Genomic DNA, 16,448 nt, shown 5'->3' with positions numbered 1-16,448 from the left:
AAAGCGCGCGGTCGATCCGACCGCCTGGCGATCAAGATAGATCTGTGGCGGGCAATGGATTAGCTGCTATAATCTGCATGTTTCGATAAGTTGGGCTAATCAATGGCGGGCGAAAACTACAACGAACTGGCGGCTTTTGTGGTCGTCGCCAGAGAATTGAGCTTCACCCGGGCGGCAGCCAAGCTCGGTGTCTCGCAATCCGCGCTCAGCCAGACGATCCGCGGCCTAGAGGAACGTATCGGTCTGCGGCTACTCACCCGGACGACGCGCAGCGTGGCGCCAACCGAAGCCGGGCGGCGCCTGTTCGAAACCCTGGCGCCGCGCTTCGAGGAAATCGAACAGGAACTTGGCGCTCTCAGCCAGCTCCGCGACCGGCCTGCTGGTTCCCTTCGTATCAACGCTGGCGAACACGCGGCCATTTCCGTGCTGCAGCCGGCCTTGCGCAAGATTGTGTCCGAGAACCCGGATGTTCGCGTGGAAATCATCGTGGACTACGGACTGACCGATATCGTCGCCCAGGGTTTCGATGCAGGGGTGCGCCTGGGCGATCAGGTCGCGAAGGACATGATCGCAGTGCGGATCGGCCCGGATATGCGCATGGCCGTGGTCGGCTCTCCAGACTATTTCACGCGCTATCCTGTTCCGCGGACACCGCAAGACCTCACCTCGCAAAATTGCATTGGCATCCGCTTGCCGACGTATGGCGGGATTTTCCCGTGGGATCTCGACAAGGACGGTCACGAGGTGAACGTGCGTATCGAGGGCCAGCTTGTGTTCAACAACATCAGCTTGCGCCTCAGTTCCGCGCTCGATGGCCTCGGGCTCGCCTATTTGCCGGAAGATCAGGTGCTGGAGCATATCGAAGCGGGCAGGCTGGTGCGGGTAATGGAAGACTGGTGCGGGGCGTTTCCGGGCTACCATCTCTACTATCCCAGCCGGCGCCACACCTCGCCGGCCTTTCAACTCCTGGTGGAGACGCTGCGTTATCGTGGCTGAGGCAGGCTTTGCCGCGTCCTCAATCCATTGACACGGCGATGGGTATCGCTCCGCTCCGGCCAGGCGCGCCGCGATTGGCCGGTAGAATAAACAGAGCAGTGAGGATGAGGCCGGCCACATTCATCAGGGCCGCGCCGATGAACACCGCACCGATCTGATGCCGCATTTCGGCTGCATCCGACAGATCGGGATTGGCGGAGGCAGCGAAGACCACGATCAGCGTGCTAAGACCGATCGATCCGCCCAGTTGATGGGCGACATTGACCAGACCGGATCCGCACCCTGATCACGGGGCGATACGCTCCGCACGCCCGAAGCGGTCAGGGGCGCCATCGTCCCGCCGTTCCCGATGCCGATCAGCACCATCGGCAACCCGAGTTGCCAATAGGTGGCCCCGGTGCCGGCCCCCGCAAGCCAGAACAGACCGAGACTGATGAGCGCCAGCGAGGCCATGAGCATCGATACACCGCCCATCAGGCGTGTGACGCGCGGGATTGCCAACGCCGCGGCAAACTGAACGAGGGTCATCGGCAGGAAGCCGAAACCTGCCTGAAGCGCCGAGTAGCCGAGAACCCGCTGCATGAGCTGTGTGCCGAAGAAAAAGAACGAAACGATCGAGCCGACGTAGAGCATGCGCACGAGATAGGCGGCGCTCCTTTCCCGGCTGCGCAGCAGGCGCAAGGGCAGGACAGGGACCTCGGTGCGGTTCTCATGCCACAGGAAAGCGGCGAGGACCGCGATCGACAGCGCCAAAGTCCCCATGGTAACCGGGTCTTCCCAGCCGGCGCTGGCCGCATTCACGAGGCCATAGACCAGTAGGCCAACACCCAAGGTCGAAGCCGCAGCGCCGAGAATGTCGAAACGCCCGTCGATGCGTGCATTTTCGGGAATGTACCGGCCAACGGCGAAGAACAGCGCGATCCCGATCGGAATGTTCACCAGAAAGCCGATCCGCCATGACAGCAGGCCGGCAAAGATACCGCCCAGCACGAGGCCGAGGCTCGCCCCTGCGCCGGCGACCACAGAGCACCAGGCCAGCGCCCGCGTGCGTTCCTCACCTTCGGGAAACGTTGCCGAGATGATCGCCAGAACACTCGGTGCGAGGATCGATGCGCCGACGCCTTGAACGGCGCGCGCCGCAATCAGCTCATACGACGATTGCGCGGTGCCGATCGATGCCGAGGCCAGGGTGAAGAGCACGATGCCGATCTGCAAAATCCGCCGCCGACCAAAGGTATCGCCGAGGCGTGCGGAGAGGAGCAGGAAGCCCCCGAAACACAGCAGGTAGGCGTTCTGCACCCAGGTCTGCATGACCGGGCTCATGCGCATCGATCTGCCGATTTCCGGCATGCCCGTATAAACAATCGAGAGATCCAGCAGGATCATGAGATAAGCGATCAATACGACAGCCAGGATCGTATTCCTGGTGCCCGATCGCGCTGTGCGATCGAGAGTCATGGCTGATTTCCAGAATGTGGGCTTCGACGCGCGGAACGGGCCGCGCGTGGGGTCAAGGCTTGGAGGCGCGCGCGCTGCCGTCGGCGTATTGCGCCTCGCTGACCTTCTCCATCCATGCCACCGACTTGCCGTTCTCGTTTTCGGCGATCGCGACATGGGTCATTGGCTCGGAAGGAGCGGCGCCATGCCAGTGTTTCACACCAGGTGGAATCCAGGCGACGTCGCCCGGTTTCAGGGTTTGCGCGGGCTTGCTCCATTCCTGCACGAAACCGTGACCACTGGTGACGATCAGTGTCTGACCGAGCGGATGCGTGTGCCAGGCGGTTCGCGCACCGGGCTCGAACGTGACGGTCGCCCCGCCGACGCGCGCAGGGGCTCCGCGCTGGAAGCGACCTTGAACACGCACCTTGCCGGTAAAGCTCTCTTCCGCCCCGACGCTTGAGGCCCCAGTGCCGTGCTTGATGACGGAGACGCTCTGATCTTCCGATTGCGGATCAGCTATTGCGACCGCTGACAGAGACATCATTCCGATCGCCGCGATTGCCGAGTGCGCAGGCCGCCTCATTTGGAATTGAAGACGTCACGGGCGATGCCGACGGCGTTGATGGCATTCGGCCATCCCGCGTAGAAGGCAAGCTGTGTGATCGTCTCCACCAGTTCGGTCTCGGTGATGCCGTTCCTACGTGCGAGCTGCATGTGCGAACGTAACTGTTCCGGGCGGTTCAGCGCTATGAGAGCAGCCACAGTGATCAGGCTGCGGTCGCGCTTGGCAAGACCGGGGCGCTCCCAGACGTCGCCAAGCAGCACCTCGTCGGTCAGTTCCGCAAGCTTGGGGGCGACATCGCCCATCAGTTGCTGGGCGCGCGAGGGCGGCGTCTCGGCCGGGCCGCTGGTTGTTTGCGCATGGGCCATCGCGGAAATTCCTCCGATCATCGCGATGCCTATGAGGAGAAGCGCAGTCCTGGACGTGTGTTTCATCATGGAATCCTCGTCGAAAGCTGGAGCGAGTTAAACGGTCTTGGTGTAGAAGGTCGTGAGCTTGCGAGGCGCCCTCGATCCTGAACAGAGGCGAGAACGAGCGCAGTTCCACCCAGAAACCGGCGTCGGCTTCGAGGCGGGTAGTCGGCCATTTTCAGGAAATCCTGGTCAATCGAGGTGCTTCCCGGCGAGGAATTCGGAGACTTGGTCCGCGATCTCGACATTGTTGAGATCGGACATCATGAAGTGGGTGTTGCCGCGAATGCCGATGTCGGGGAGGTGGATCAGTCGGGCATCTCCGCCGTGCCGATTGACGGCCGCGACCCAGAGTTTTGCCATGGCGAGGCGCACGCGCCAGTTGTCCTTGCCACGTTCTTTCGTGGGCTCGACCGGAATGTTGTCCCCGTAGTAGATGGCAATGGGAATGCGTGTGAGCCTGGCGAAATCGGCAGGCGCGATTTCGACCGGTTTCAGGGTCCCAGCCGCGCTCGGCATCTCGGGCGGGACTTCTCCTTTGGGGAAGACGAAACCGCTTCCCGGTTCGAACGCGACAATCGCCTTGACGTTGGGGCTCTGGATAGCGGTCAACCACCCCGGCTCGCCGCCCTGCGAATGCGTGAAGAGGATCGCGGGCCCCGTCTTCTCCAGCAAGGCCGTCATGGCGCTCGAAATGACCTTGGCGTCGTAAGGGCCGGTATTCGGCGTAACCGAGCGGAAGAACTGTTCTAGCGTCTCGGGCTTGCGATCGAACTGGACGCCTCCAAAGAAGTTTGGCCAAGTCCCCAGACGAAACTGGTCGAAGAAAAGCTGGTCGGTGGGCACTGGGTCGATCGTCGTTGCGATACTGCTGTTGCCCGCCCTGCCGCGGCGCGGCTGATCAACCAGATAAGTGCTGAAATTGCGACGCAGGAAGATCGTCTGAAAACCCTCGCGTCCATCAGGCGTCGTCTCCCAGCTTCGCCCAGACTGGTAGGCACCGTGAAGCATCACGATGGGCAGGCGCCGTGTATTTTCCGGGATCTGGTAGAAGGCGTAGAGATGATCTGCGTGGAGGCTTTGTCCCGCAGGCGTAGGAGCATTGTTGTCGAATTCTCCCGGTGTCGTCAGCACCGTTCCCCCGACCGCGAAACTGCCTTGCTCGCGAATGATCAAGGGGACCGGGCTTGCAGGCGCGCAATGGGCGGAAGCGGCAAACAAGCCCGACGATAGTGCGGCTGCAGCAGCGGTGATCAAACGGTGCAACATGGCGCTTCCTCCTGGTTTGTGCGGGAGAATAGCGCGGCAGGCTTTATCGGATTAGAGCGCTAAATACGCATGCGGTAGTTAGCTGAGCTTATCAATGGCATGACCCGAAATGACGGGTTTCAGGTTGATGCGCAGCTTGGCGAAGCCGCAACAACCAATCCCGATAACAACCCAAAAATCCACGACACGCGTAGTCAGGAACTCGCATCAAGTCATGAAGAACTCGACCGGCACGACCAGTTCGATGGCCTCGCCCTTCACGTCCTCTGGCGGCTTGGGCAGCGGCTGGGCGCGTTTCGGAAGGGCCAAGGCCTCGTTGTCCAGCGAATGGAAGCCTGACGAGCGTTCCAGCCTGACCGACAGCACTTTGCCCTGCCGGTCCATGACGAAACGGATATAGGGCACGCCCTGCTGCCGGGCGAAGTGGGCGTCGCGCGGATAGCGTTTTACCTTGTCGAGGGCGCCGAGAACGAGGCCCTGCCAGGTCGGCTTGCCGCTCGACACTTGCGGGGCGGGCGGCGCGGGCTTGCTGACCGGGGCCGTCGTATCCTTGACCGGAGGACCGGGATCGGGCGGACTGGGCGGCGAAGGCGGCACGGCGGCGATGACGTTGGGACCCGGAACCACGATCTTCGGCGCCTCGATTTCCGGGGCCTTGGGCGCGGGTTTGTCTTTCCTGACCTGCTCCGGGCCGGGAGGAACTTCACGGACGGGCTTGGGCGGGGCCGCGGGCGGCGCGATGTTGAAGGCGCTGATCGCGGGTTGCGGCTGGGGAGTGCTGTAGCGGGTCCAGGTCAGGAAGGCACAGGCAAGGAGCAGCACTCCGATCGCGATCGTCCCGCCCAGCCCCAGCAGGCGCGTGCCCAGCGGCACGGGCAGATCGGCATATCGAAGCGGCACGGCGGCGGGCTCGGCGCTGGATGGCCGATCCGGCGAAGCGGCGCGCGGGGAGAGGGCAAGGGTAACGGTCATCGTGTCATCCGGTCGGCAGGGCAAGGATGCCAATTGCGGAGGCCCGCCATCGACTGGCGAAACGACGAACTACGGGCGGCATCGCTGCCGCCCGTCACGCCTGGTGTGCGATCGCTGGTCACGCGGCCCGATCAGAAGGCGTAGCGCACCGTTCCCATCACGTTACGGGGCTGGCCGTAGACGCTGATGGTGTACATGCTGACGTAGTAGCTCTTGTCGAACAGGTTGTTGACGTTGACCGACGCCGACAGGTGATCGTTGAATTCGTACCGTGCCATCAGATTGGCGACGGCATAGTCACCCTGCGCGATGCGGAAGGTCTTGTAGGGATAGTAGGTCGCGCTGGTCCAGTTGACGCCGCCGCCGAGCGTGAGCGGGCGCTCTGCCACGTCGAACTTGTAGGTCGTCCACAGCTTCACCGTATCCTTGGGGATCTGGGTGAGCGAGCGCACGCCCTCGGCGTCGCGCGTGACGACGTGAGTATAGCTGGCCGAGACATTCCAGCCCGGCAGTACCTCGCCGTTGATCTCCGCTTCGATGCCGCGCGTCTTGGCGCCCTTGACCGGGCGGTATGCCTGAACGTCCGTCGTGCCCGGCACGAGCAGACCGTCGTCCAGTTCGCCGACATTGTCGCGGATCACCTGATAGAGAGCGACACTGGCGTTCAGGCGATCGTCCCGGAACGCGCCTTTCCAGCCGATCTCGTAGTTGGAGCCGATGATGGGCGGCAGCACATTGCCGTTCCGGTCAAGGCTCGCCTGCGGCTGGAAGATGTCGGCATAGCTGGCGTAGAGCGAATGATGCCGGTCGAGATCGACGACCAGCCCGGCATAAGGCGTGAACTTGCCCCGTGCCCGCGTATCGCCGTAAGTGGAGCCGCTGCCGCTGGGCAGAAGCACCATGTAGTTCCGATAGTCGAAATTGGTGAGGCGACCGCCGAGGATGACGTTCACGCCGTCGATGGGCTTGAGCCGTGCCGAAGCGTTGACGCCCTGCTGCTTGTAATAGAAATACTGCGTCAGTGCAGGCGTATAGCTCTCCGGCTCGGGGAACTGATTGTTCCAGGTGTAATAGTTGATGACCTTGCTGCCAGTGCCGGACCACGCCGCATAGTCGTTGTAGTAGCGGTTGTAGTTGTAGCTGAAGTATAGCTCATGCTCGCGGCCGAATAGATGCAGCGGGCCGGAGAGAGACGCCAGGACGCCCTGCTGATCCTGCTTCGCATAGCCGTAGGAGGCATCGACCGTCGCCGCCCCGGTTTCCTCGTTCAGGCTCGCATTGACCGAACTGGGCTGATAGCGGGCGCTTTTGAAATTGCGCTCGACCGTCATGAAGTTGGCGTTGGCCCTGAACATCCAGTCGTGCGGCAACTGCTGTTCCAGTGCCAGCGCATAGTTGTAGGTGTCGAAGTCATCGCCGCCCCAGGGGGCACCGCTGCTGTAGGAGCGGGGAAAGTTCGTCTGCTTGCCGTTGCTGAAGACGCCCGGCACGCCGGGGGCGCCGCTCGGACGATAGCGTTGGTAATCGATACTGCCGCGGATCAGCGTCGTGTCCGTCACGTCGGCCTCGATCACGCCGTAGAGCAGGCTGCTCTTCTGGCTGTAGCCGTCCATGAAGGTATCGTTGTCCTGCGCCATGGCGACGGCGCGGGCGCGGATGGCGCCGCTCTTGATCACGGGACCGGAAATGTCCGCCTCGGCACGGAAGAAGTTCCACGAACCCACGTTGGTCTGGACATAGCCCTGCAATTCACGGGTGGGCCGCTTGCGGATCAGGTTGACGAGGCCGCCCGGATCGCCCGCACCGGTCATCAACCCGGTCGCGCCGCGCAGCACCTCGATCCGGTCGTAGAGCGCGGTATCGAGCGCGGTCTGGGGCACGGTGCGGGTCGTGTTCTGCACCTGTGTCAGCACGCCGTCGTACTGAAAGCTGTTGACCGCGCCACCACGCGCGGAAATGCCGAAACGTTCGCCGCCGTCGCGGGTCAGGTTGATGCCCGGTGTCTGCTGGAGCACGTCGGTGATCGAGACGAGGCGCTGGTCGTCCATCCGCTCGCGGGTGATGACGCTGATCGACTGCGGCGTCTCGCGCAGGGTCAGGGCAAGGCCGGTGGAGGTGCTGCTGGGCGCCTTGGTCGTGTAGGACCGGGTGCCTTCGGTGGCCGAGGCATCGCTGGAATAGCGCGCCGCCGCCGATCCGCCTTCACCGGCGCCCGCGACCCGCACCGGCCCAAGCTGGATGGCGTCGCCGCCCGCGCTTTCCGGCGCCCTGACCAGCGCGACCGAGCGCCCGTCGATCTGGCGCCAGGTCACGCCGGTTCCGGCCAGCAGGCGGCTCAGTGCCTCGAACGATCCCATGGCGCCCGAGACGCCGGGACTCTGCCGTCCGGCCAGCACGCCCTGATCGGCGGTGATCCGCAGGCCCGACTGCAAGCCGAAGGTCGTGACGGCACCTTCCAGCGACTGGGGCGGAATATCGAACTGTACTTTCGCCTGCGAGGACGGCGCGCCCTGCGCCATGGCGGGCATTGCGGGCAGCATCGCCGCCGCGCTGGCACCGATCAGCAGCGCCCTGATGATCGACTGTGCTCGCCCGGCATGGGACGAGACTGAAACTTCACGCATGAAACCCCCGAATGATATTCGCTCAAGCGCGGCCCATGCACATGACTTGCAATAGCCGCTCATTCAGGTGACGAACCTTGGGTGGGCAGCGTCTCACACTCTCGCGAAATTTTTTCCGATAGCGCTCAGGCCGGGGTGACGACGATGATCCAGGGGGTGATCCGGGTCATCCGCGCCCCTCCCGAACTCAGCAGCGTCCGCAAGGAGCCGACCGGGTCGGCGAGGTCGTAGACGCCCGTGACGCGCGCCGATTTCAGCGCATCGTCGCGCATGAAGATATGGCCCCTGAAATGCCGCCCGAGAAGTTCGGTCACCTCCGCGATGCTGGCGTTGCGCACGGCAAGGCGTCCCGATCGCCAGGCGCCGATCTCGATGGGGCTGACGGCGACGAGGCCGTTCCTGCCGCTTTCCCGGTCGATGGTAAGGCGCTGGCCCGGCCGGAGCGCCACCGTCAGCGGCCTGTCGCCTGGCCGCTCGACCCGCACCGATCCCCGCGCGACGCTGACGCCCAGCGTCTCGTGCGTCATCGACACGTCGAAGGCGGTGCCCGTGACGGTCACGGTCATGTCCGCCGCCTGCACGGTGAAGGGGCGCGCCGTATCATGGGCGACATCAAAGAAGGCTTCGCCCTGAAGCAGGCCGATGCGGCGATGCGTGCCCGCGAAGTCTTGCGTGATCGCACTCTGCGCGCTCAGCGCGATCCGCGATCCGTCCGCCAGCGCGAGAGCCCGGTTCTGGGCGGTGCCGCTGGTCTCGTCCGCGCGCAGCTGGAGCATGACCTGCGGCCCGGTCAGGATCGCCACAAGCACTGCCGCCACCGCGCCCAGGGCAACGCGCCTGCCTGTGCGCCTGCTGCGGCGCGGATTGGAAGATGTTCGCGGCTTCGGCTCCCGGTCGACCGTTACCGGCACAGGCGGCAGGTCCGGCTTGGCCTCTCGCCAATCCGCGGCATGGGCGGGCGGCGTCTGCAAGGTCAGGCGGACGCTGCGCTCCAGCAGGGTCCAGGCCCTCCGATGAGCAGGATCGCTCTCCAGCCAGGCCTCGAATCGGGCGCGAAGATCCAGATCGTCCGGGGCGTCCTGGATGCGCAGGCGCCAGTCCGATGCCTCCACCAGCACATCGTCGGGCAGCGCGTGCTCTCCGTTTCCTGCAACAGGTCTGGCCGTCATGGATGTATCGCCTCGTCGAACCCACACAAAAGACGAGTCTCGCGCGCGCCTGTCTCAATCTGCTTCTCAACCTGCGTCTCAATTTGCATCTCAACCGGCATCGTCGTCCCCCTCCGGCCCCATGCGCTCGACGCTGCGCATGACATGAATCATCGCATCCTGCACCAGCCGATGCGCCGTCGCGCGCGACACGCCGAGCTGCTGCGCGATCTGGGTCGAGGACATCTCTCCGAACACGCTCATTTCGTAGGCGCGCCGCTTCTTCTCCGGCAGGCTTGCGAGAGTCGCCAGAACCAGCCGTGCCTCGTCGCCGCAGAGCAGTTCATCCTCGGCCGACGCGGAAAGGGGCTGCGGATCGCGGGTCAGGGCATAGGCCGCATTGCGGCGCTGCTCGGCCGCATCCCGCCGGGTCCAGTCGATCGCGATGTTGCGGGCGATCCGATAGAGATAGCCGACCGGCGTGCGCAGGCCCAGCAGCAGCGGCGGCCGTGTCGGCACGAAGCGGAAGTAGGCTTCCTGCACGACGTCTTCGGCGCTGTCGCGCGATCCGACGATCGGCGTGGCATAGTCGACCAGTGCCGGCCGATGCTCCGCATAGATGCGCAAGCGGGCCTGTGCGCTGTTCAATGGGCGACCTTCTCCGACCGGCTGGCAGGTTGCAAACTTCGGCTTCATAGATTGTTGCGAATAACTTGCAATAGGCTCGGGCAAGAATGAGCGGCTCCGATCGAGCCGAGTATCGCCTTTGCGAAGATCGCCGCGCAAATCGCGCTTGCGCCCTTCAAGCTCCCAAGCTAGCGCACCGCATCCGCCTTCGCTGAACAGGGAGGGCGGAAAAGATCGCGCCGGTGCCTCGAAAGAGGCTTAAAATGGGAACACGGTGAGAGGGTTTCGATCCTCGAATCCGAGGCTGTCCCTGCAACTGTAAGCGGCGAGCGCGATACACATCACGCGGCAGGGCAAGTGCGCCTGTCGTAGCCACTGGGCCGGACGCTAAATCCTGCGAGGCCTGGGAAGGCCGTGTATCAAGCCATGACCCGCGAGCCAGGAGACCTGCCTGCGTCCGGTCGCTCTTGCTTTGGCCCAGGGGATGGCCGGGGCACGGTGTTTCTCCGTCTGAGCGACGAACCAGCGGCAGGGGCCGCACGGTGCGCTGAGCGGTCGTCCCTTCGTTATGGGCGCCCGGCCGGTCGGTGCGCCGGCCTTTCGTGAACGCCGGTCGGCGCGCCGACCGTTCGTGAACGGCAGACCCCTGCTTCGGATCGCATGGCGCTCGACAGGGGGATGAAATGAAGTTCGCTATAAATTCGCCCGCCGCGCTGGCCGCGGTGCTGGCTCTTGCCTGGAGCACGCAGGCCCATGCCGAGGAAACCGGTGAAGACGCCGGTGAGGATCGGGCCATCATCGTCACTGGCACCAGCCTTGAGGAGACGCTGCCGCAGGAGCTTTCCCGCTACGGCAACGACGTGGTGACGGTCAGCGAAAAGCAGATAAAGGACAGCGGCGCGGTAGACGTGGTCAAGGCGCTGGAATCGGTGCCCGGCCTCTACATTCGCGCCCGCAACGGGCCGTTCACTTACGTCGACGTCTCGCTTCAGGGATCGCGCACGCAGGACGTGCTCTGGACGATGGACGGCATCCGCCTCAACAACCGCCTCTACGGTGGAACGTCGCCCAACGACACGCTTCCCGCCAGCATGATCGAACGTATCGAGGTGCTTCGCGGCGGCGAGAGCCTGTTCTACGGCACGCAGGCTTCGGCGGGCGTCATCAACGTGGTGACGCGCGGCTTCACCGACGATTTCAACGGCCAGGTCAATGCCTCGGTCGATTCCTGGGGCGGCACCACGGTGGACGGCTACTTGCGCGGTGCGGCGGGCAACCACCGCTTCGTGGCCTATGCCTCGCACAACCGGTCGGAAGGCTACACGCCTTACAGCGCCTATCAGCCCAGCCTCACCGATCGCCATCTCGGCTATGACTTGTGGTCGGCGGGTCTCAAGTACCAGTACGACCTCGCCCCCGATCTGGCGCTCAACGCCCAGTACCAGCATACCGAGGCGAAGCTCGACAACCTCTCGCCCACGCGCATCCGCGAGAGCCGCAACGATCGCAACGAGGAAATCGCCAGCCTCCGCCTCGATTACACCGGCAGCGATGCCGTGCAGTTCTTCCTCAAGGGCTATTTCCATGACTGGAAGACGGCCTATGTCCAGATCCGCAATTCGCTTCCCGATCTCCAGCCGCAAGTGATCTACCCGGCAGGCACGTTCTGGGGCTATCGCGACTGGGGCGGCAGCGCGGTGGTCAAGCTCCACCTCCACCCCGGCCTCGAATACCTGCTGGGCTACGATTTCCAGAACTTCAGCGGCCGCGACGACGTGCTGCTGATCGCGCCGACCAGCGAACAGGTCCACGCCGGGATCTTCCAGGTGCGCACCACCGACGAGATTTCCTCCAAGGGCCGCCTTGCGGCAGGCCTGCGCTACAACCGCACGGACGGGGCGAAGAAGACGATCTGGAACGTCTCCGGCCGCTACGACTTTGCCGATGCGCTCTATGTGGAGGCGAACGGGGGCACGTCCTTCGTGCTTCCCGATGCCTCGCAGCTCTATGGCAACGACCCCTGCTGCGAGATCGGCAACCCGAACCTGAGCCCGGAGCAGAGCCTCAACCTCAACCTCTCCGCAGGCGGAACCCTGCCCGCAGGCATGGTCACGCTGGGCTGGAAGGCGACTTACTTCCATCGCCGCATCACCAACATGATCGACTACGATTACGATAATCCGGCCTATCCCAACGGCACTTACGCCAACCTCGACGGCAAGGTCCGCTCGCAGGGCGGCGAGTTCGAACTGACCGCACGGACGGCCGGGGGCTGGAGCCTCAATGCCAGCTACACTTACGCCCGCGTGCGGGAAAAGGGATCGTCCACCCAGCTCGACCGCAATCCCCGGCAATATGCGAAGGGCACCCTGGCCTATGCGCCTGAGGACCGGCCGTTCGGCGCCAATCTCGCGGTCAACTGGATCGGCGACGTCTGGTCCACCGCTTCGGGCTTCGGCCGCCGGAACTACGGCAACTACGCGCTCGTCGATGCCGGGGCCTATCTCTACGTGGACGGTGCGGCGCGCCGAAACCGCTTCGGCGTCAATGTCGAGAACGTGTTCAACAAGGAATATGCGACGCGCGGCTATCAGTCGGCAGTGACCGACCAAGGCGCGCTGGATGGCAGCAACAGCCGCTTCCTCTACTTCAGCCGGGGCGTGCCGCGCACGCTGCGGATGAGCTACGGCCTGAGCTTCTGAGGCCATGAGCACACTCCAGCCTCGGCCCTATCCTCGAACGAAGCGCTCGCGCAGCCTGCTGCCGCGCCCGATCCTTGTCCTTCATCGCTGGCTCGGCGTCTTCGTCGGCCTGCTGATGACGATCTGGTGCCTCTCGGGCTTCGTGATGATCTATGTGGACTATCCGAGGCTGGAGCCTTCAGCGCAAGTGCAAGGCCTTGCCCCCCTGCACTTGCCGCCGCCAAGCGCTTTCGACGCCGTGGACATGGCGCCGGATACGCCGATCGCCTCCGCCCGCGTCGAGATGCTGGCCGGGCGCCCGGTCCTGCGGGTCGTGCCCGGTCAATCCACCGACCGCGCGATTCCGCAGATGCGCACGATCCCCGCCGCCTTCGATCTGGCAACCGGCAAGCCGCTCGCCGCCCCGGATCCGCAGGACATCGGCAGGATCGCCCAGGATTTCGCCAGAGGCCACGGCATCGCGGGCGAAGCCGCCGCTCCCGCCCAAACCGGGATCGATCAATGGACCGTGCAGACCTACAAGCGCAATGCGCCGCTCTACCGCGTGGACTTCGACGACGACGCCGGAACCGAGATCTACATTTCAGGCAAGTCCGGTGAAGTCGTGCAGGAAACGACGCGCTTCCAGCGCTTCTGGGGCTGGCTGGGCGCGGTGCCGCACTGGCTCTATCCCACGATGCTGCGGCAGAACAGGGCGTTGTGGAACGAAGTGGTCGTCTGGACCTCGCTGGCGGGTTGCTTCCTGACCGTGACCGGCATCTGGGCCGGCATCGCCCGCGTCCGCCGCAAGCGCGAGGGTCATATCGGCTCGCCCTACAAGGGGCTCTGGTGGTGGCATCACGTCTTCGGGCTGTTCTTCGGATTGCTGACCCTGACCTGGGTGGCGAGCGGCCTCTTCTCGATGAACCCGTGGGGCTTTCTCGACAGCATGGCGGGCCTTGCCGAAAGGGACAGACTGGCCGGTGCGATGACATGGCGCGACGTCAGGCAGGCGCTGTCCGCCATGCACGATATCCCGGACGGAGCGCTGCGGATCGAAACCGCGCCGCTGGGAGGCAGGATCTTCCTGCTGGTTTCCAAGCGGAGCGGCGCCGCGCAGCGGTTCGACGCGGCCGGACAGGCCTCCGCGCTGACCGAGCGCGAATTGCGCGGCGCGCTGGCAGGCGGCCCTGCAACCTCGTCGCTCGCTCTGCTGGAGGATGAGGACGCCTATTACTACCGCCACCGCTTCGCCGCTCCGCTGCCGGTCTGGCGTGCGGTGCTGGCGGATGCGGAGACCACGCGTCTCTACATCGACCCGACCAGCGGGCAGATCCTGCGCGCCTTCGACCGCAATGGGCGCGGTTTCCGCTGGTTGCAGGACGGCCTGCACAGCCTCGATTTCCCGGTGCTGCGCAAGAGGCCCTGGTGGGACTTCGTGGTGCTGCCGCTACTGGCAGCCGTAACCCTGGTCTGCGCGACGGGAACCTGGATGGCATGGAACAAGGTTCGCCGCGATCTGCGCCGTGTCTGGCGGCGCAGGATCCGGCGCGGCTGATCTCGGCCGCCCCGCTTTCGCTTAGTACTTGAAGCCGAAGCTCAGGAAGAAACTGCGTCCCGGCTCGGGGAAGCCATCGGTGAGCACATAATAATCGTCGAACAGGTTGCGCACACCCGCGCCGATTTCGACGCCTTCGCCCAGCGCATAGTTCGCCGTGAGATTGGCCTGCACATAGCTGCCGGTGCGGTAGTAGCGCGTGCCCGCCGTGTTCACCGTCCAGCGGTCCGAGGCGATGTCGGCGCTCGGCAGCACATGCAGCCTTTCGAGCGGCGACCAGTCGGCCCAGAGGAAAGCCTTGTGCGTGGGCACTCCGGTCGGCTGGAACGCGGTGTTGGTCGGATCGTCGAGATCGCGGTGGGTATATGTGTAGTTGCCGCCCAGGCTCAGCGTGCGGCCCAACTGCGCGGTCAGCGCGATTTCGCCGCCGTAGTAGTTGCCGCTGCCGAGGTTGCGGCTCTGGGTCACCGACTGGCCCTGATAGATCATCGGGAAAGCGACGATTACGTTGTCGAGGTGCGAATAGAACGCCGCCGCTTCGGCATGGAGCGGGCCAAAGTCGCGCGCGCCGCCGATCTCGTAATTGGTCGCACGCTCGGCCTTGAGGTTCGGGTTCGAAGTGGCGCCGCCGAAGCGCGAGCTGAAGCGCTCGAAAATGGTGGGGAAGCGCGCGCGCGGAAATGCCGGCGTGCAGGCTGGTCTGCGCATCGACGCTCCAGACCAGCTGCGCCTGTCCGTTCAGCGCCTGCCCGTTGTGCAGCGCATATTCGATCAGAGCCCCCCCGGCATAGTCCTCGGCCCGCGAGAGGTCGCGCCAGTCGAAGCTGACGCCGGCGGTGAAGGCCAGTGCCGAAGTCAGGTCGAGCTTGTTCTCGGCGGCGATGCTGTAGGTTTCCTCGACACTGGTCTGCTTCGGCTCGGTCTCGCCCGAGGGGAAGGCCTGCTGCCATTCGACATGCTTGTCGCGGCGGTAGTGGGCGGCAATGCTCAGCCGGTCGATATCGCTGACCGCCACGTCAAGCTGCGCCGATCCACCCCAGGCGGTGTCGGCATAATAGCTGTTGAAGGCGCGTGCCCTGGTCTGGGTGGTCTGGCTGGCATCGTCGAAGGCGCGCAGCAGGTTGTCGAACCCGTTGCGATAGATGCGGGTCTTGAGCGTCGCCCGGTCCCCCAGCGCGGTGGTCGAGAGGAAATAGAGGCTGTCGATGTTCCAGTAAGGCCACGACCAGTTGCGCTGCGAGGCGGCGGGATCGGTCACATGGAGCGGCGCGTTCTTGGACCCTTCCTGCCGGGTATAGCTGATCGAGTATTCGTCGGTGGCATTGGGCGTGAAGCCCAGCTTGGCGTTCACGCGCCAGTCGGCCGTGCGCGAGAAATCGCGGTGGCCGCCGTCCTCGGCCGATCCGGCGCTGGGTTCGTAGCTGCCGGGAAGATCCCAGTGATCGGTGAAATTGCGGGTATAGCTGGCCTGCGCGTACCACTTGTCCTGCCTGGTGCCGAGCAGTGCGAAGAGATTGTAGCCGGTGTATTCCCCCTTGCGCCCGAGATTGAGGGTGCCGCGCGCTTCGGCTTCGATCGGTTTGACCGGCTTGCGGGTGACGAGGTTGATGGCGCCGCCCATCGCTCCCGGTCCGTCGAGCACCGAGGCATAGCCCTTGGCCACCTGCACCTGGGCGATATCGGAAGTGAGGAAGCGGCCGTAGTCGAGCCGCCCGTCGGCAGGCAGGTAGACGCGGATGCCGTCGATCGAGAGCGGCACCTGATAGCGATCGAAGCCGCGCACGTTGATCAGTCGCTCGTTGCGCGAACCGCCGCTGTTCGATGACGAGACGCCCGGCATCAGGTTCACCGCGTCGTCCAGGCTGTTGCGCTGGAACAGGGTGATCGCCTCGGCATCGAGCGTGGACGAGGCGATCGCAGGCCCGTCGGGCGCCGGCGCGGTGACGATGATCTGGCCGAGCGTGAAGGCATTGCCGCGCTGCGCGTCCTGATCGGCGGGCACTTCCGACTGGGCGAAAGCGGGCGCGGCAAGAATGCAGGAAAGAGTAACCGCGCAAGCGGATGCGAAACGCATGAAAAGCCCCCATGTTTTGCGCTGTCGCCGTTCCGACGATTCGCTATATTCAGCCGTATATAGTTTATGCCGTGCAAAAGTGCAGCG

Annotated in this window: 14 protein-coding genes, 1 pseudogene and 1 riboswitch; of the genes and pseudogenes, 4 read left to right on the top strand and 11 right to left on the bottom strand. The window is 64.5% G+C overall.

Translation table 11 applies throughout. From position 1 onward, the window contains the following. Positions 1-102: 102 nt before the first annotated feature. Positions 103-996, top strand: coding sequence for a LysR family transcriptional regulator (locus NTCA1_RS15725; protein WP_133084440.1), 894 nt, complete (start codon positions 103-105; stop codon positions 994-996). A 19-nt stretch (positions 997-1,015) separates the two neighbouring features. Here the strand turns inward: NTCA1_RS15725 and NTCA1_RS28510 are convergent, their stop codons facing one another. From NTCA1_RS28510 to NTCA1_RS15685, 9 genes are all read right to left on the bottom strand, one after another. Continuing rightward, a complete protein-coding gene (locus NTCA1_RS28510; protein ID WP_201282506.1) occupies positions 1,016-1,210 on the bottom strand; it encodes a hypothetical protein in 195 nt (64 codons plus the stop codon). Positions 1,211-1,212: 2 nt separating this feature from the next. Further along, positions 1,213-2,454, bottom strand: coding sequence for an MFS transporter (locus NTCA1_RS15720; RefSeq protein ID WP_255490507.1), 1,242 nt, complete (start codon positions 2,452-2,454; stop codon positions 1,213-1,215). Positions 2,455-2,506: 52 nt separating this feature from the next. Then, positions 2,507-2,980, bottom strand: coding sequence for a cupin domain-containing protein (locus NTCA1_RS15715; protein WP_236549368.1), 474 nt, complete (start codon positions 2,978-2,980; stop codon positions 2,507-2,509). Between the two features lie 35 nt (positions 2,981-3,015). Continuing rightward, positions 3,016-3,387, bottom strand: a complete 372-nt coding sequence (locus NTCA1_RS15710) for a carboxymuconolactone decarboxylase family protein (protein ID WP_236549367.1) — start codon at positions 3,385-3,387, stop codon at positions 3,016-3,018. A 213-nt stretch (positions 3,388-3,600) separates the two neighbouring features. Then, positions 3,601-4,677 (bottom strand): alpha/beta fold hydrolase, encoded by a 1,077-nt coding sequence (locus NTCA1_RS15705; RefSeq protein ID WP_133084443.1) that lies wholly within the window; start codon positions 4,675-4,677, stop codon positions 3,601-3,603. A 207-nt stretch (positions 4,678-4,884) separates the two neighbouring features. Beyond that, the gene (locus tag NTCA1_RS15700; RefSeq protein ID WP_133084444.1) at positions 4,885-5,649 is read right to left on the bottom strand and encodes an energy transducer TonB; all 765 of its coding nucleotides are present in this window, start codon (positions 5,647-5,649) and stop codon (positions 4,885-4,887) included. A gap of 131 nt (positions 5,650-5,780) precedes the next feature. Further along, positions 5,781-8,273, bottom strand: a complete 2,493-nt coding sequence (locus NTCA1_RS15695; RefSeq protein ID WP_133084445.1) for a TonB-dependent receptor — start codon at positions 8,271-8,273, stop codon at positions 5,781-5,783. A 125-nt stretch (positions 8,274-8,398) separates the two neighbouring features. Continuing rightward, positions 8,399-9,442, bottom strand: a complete 1,044-nt coding sequence (locus tag NTCA1_RS15690) for a FecR domain-containing protein (RefSeq protein ID WP_133084446.1) — start codon at positions 9,440-9,442, stop codon at positions 8,399-8,401. A 90-nt stretch (positions 9,443-9,532) separates the two neighbouring features. Beyond that, complete coding sequence (locus NTCA1_RS15685; protein WP_201282504.1) at positions 9,533-10,069, bottom strand: RNA polymerase sigma factor; 537 nt, start codon at positions 10,067-10,069, stop codon at positions 9,533-9,535. 202 nt (positions 10,070-10,271) lie between these two features. Next, a riboswitch (cobalamin riboswitch) is annotated at positions 10,272-10,518 on the top strand. Positions 10,519-10,731: 213 nt separating this feature from the next. On the opposite strand from NTCA1_RS15685, the gene NTCA1_RS15680 reads away from it, so the two are divergent. Both NTCA1_RS15680 and NTCA1_RS15675 read left to right on the top strand, forming a co-directional pair. Then, a complete protein-coding gene (locus NTCA1_RS15680; RefSeq protein WP_133084448.1) occupies positions 10,732-12,750 on the top strand; it encodes a TonB-dependent siderophore receptor in 2,019 nt (672 codons plus the stop codon). Between the two features lie 4 nt (positions 12,751-12,754). Then, the gene (locus NTCA1_RS15675; protein WP_236549366.1) at positions 12,755-14,287 is read left to right on the top strand and encodes a PepSY domain-containing protein; all 1,533 of its coding nucleotides are present in this window, start codon (positions 12,755-12,757) and stop codon (positions 14,285-14,287) included. A gap of 21 nt (positions 14,288-14,308) precedes the next feature. On the opposite strand, the gene NTCA1_RS28730 is transcribed toward NTCA1_RS15675, so the two are convergent. Then, positions 14,309-14,995 carry a TonB-dependent receptor domain-containing protein gene (locus NTCA1_RS28730; RefSeq protein ID WP_236549365.1) on the bottom strand — a complete coding sequence of 229 codons (687 nt, stop codon included), beginning with the start codon at positions 14,993-14,995 and terminating at the stop codon, positions 14,309-14,311. A gap of 961 nt (positions 14,996-15,956) precedes the next feature. Beyond that, a pseudogene (locus NTCA1_RS28725) lies at positions 15,957-16,148 on the bottom strand (TonB-dependent receptor plug domain-containing protein); the annotation flags it as partial. Between NTCA1_RS28725 and NTCA1_RS28720 the strand changes: the two are divergent. Beyond that, a complete protein-coding gene (locus NTCA1_RS28720; protein ID WP_236549364.1) occupies positions 16,087-16,278 on the top strand; it encodes a hypothetical protein in 192 nt (63 codons plus the stop codon). The pseudogene NTCA1_RS28725 and the gene NTCA1_RS28720 sit on opposite strands and share 62 nt — an antisense overlap. Positions 16,279-16,448: the final 170 nt, after the last annotated feature.

This window comes from Novosphingobium sp. TCA1 (genome assembly GCF_009811895.1).
GTDB classification, from domain to species: domain Bacteria; phylum Pseudomonadota; class Alphaproteobacteria; order Sphingomonadales; family Sphingomonadaceae; genus Novosphingobium; species Novosphingobium panipatense_A.
This window is presented reverse-complemented; position numbering and strand designations above follow the sequence as displayed.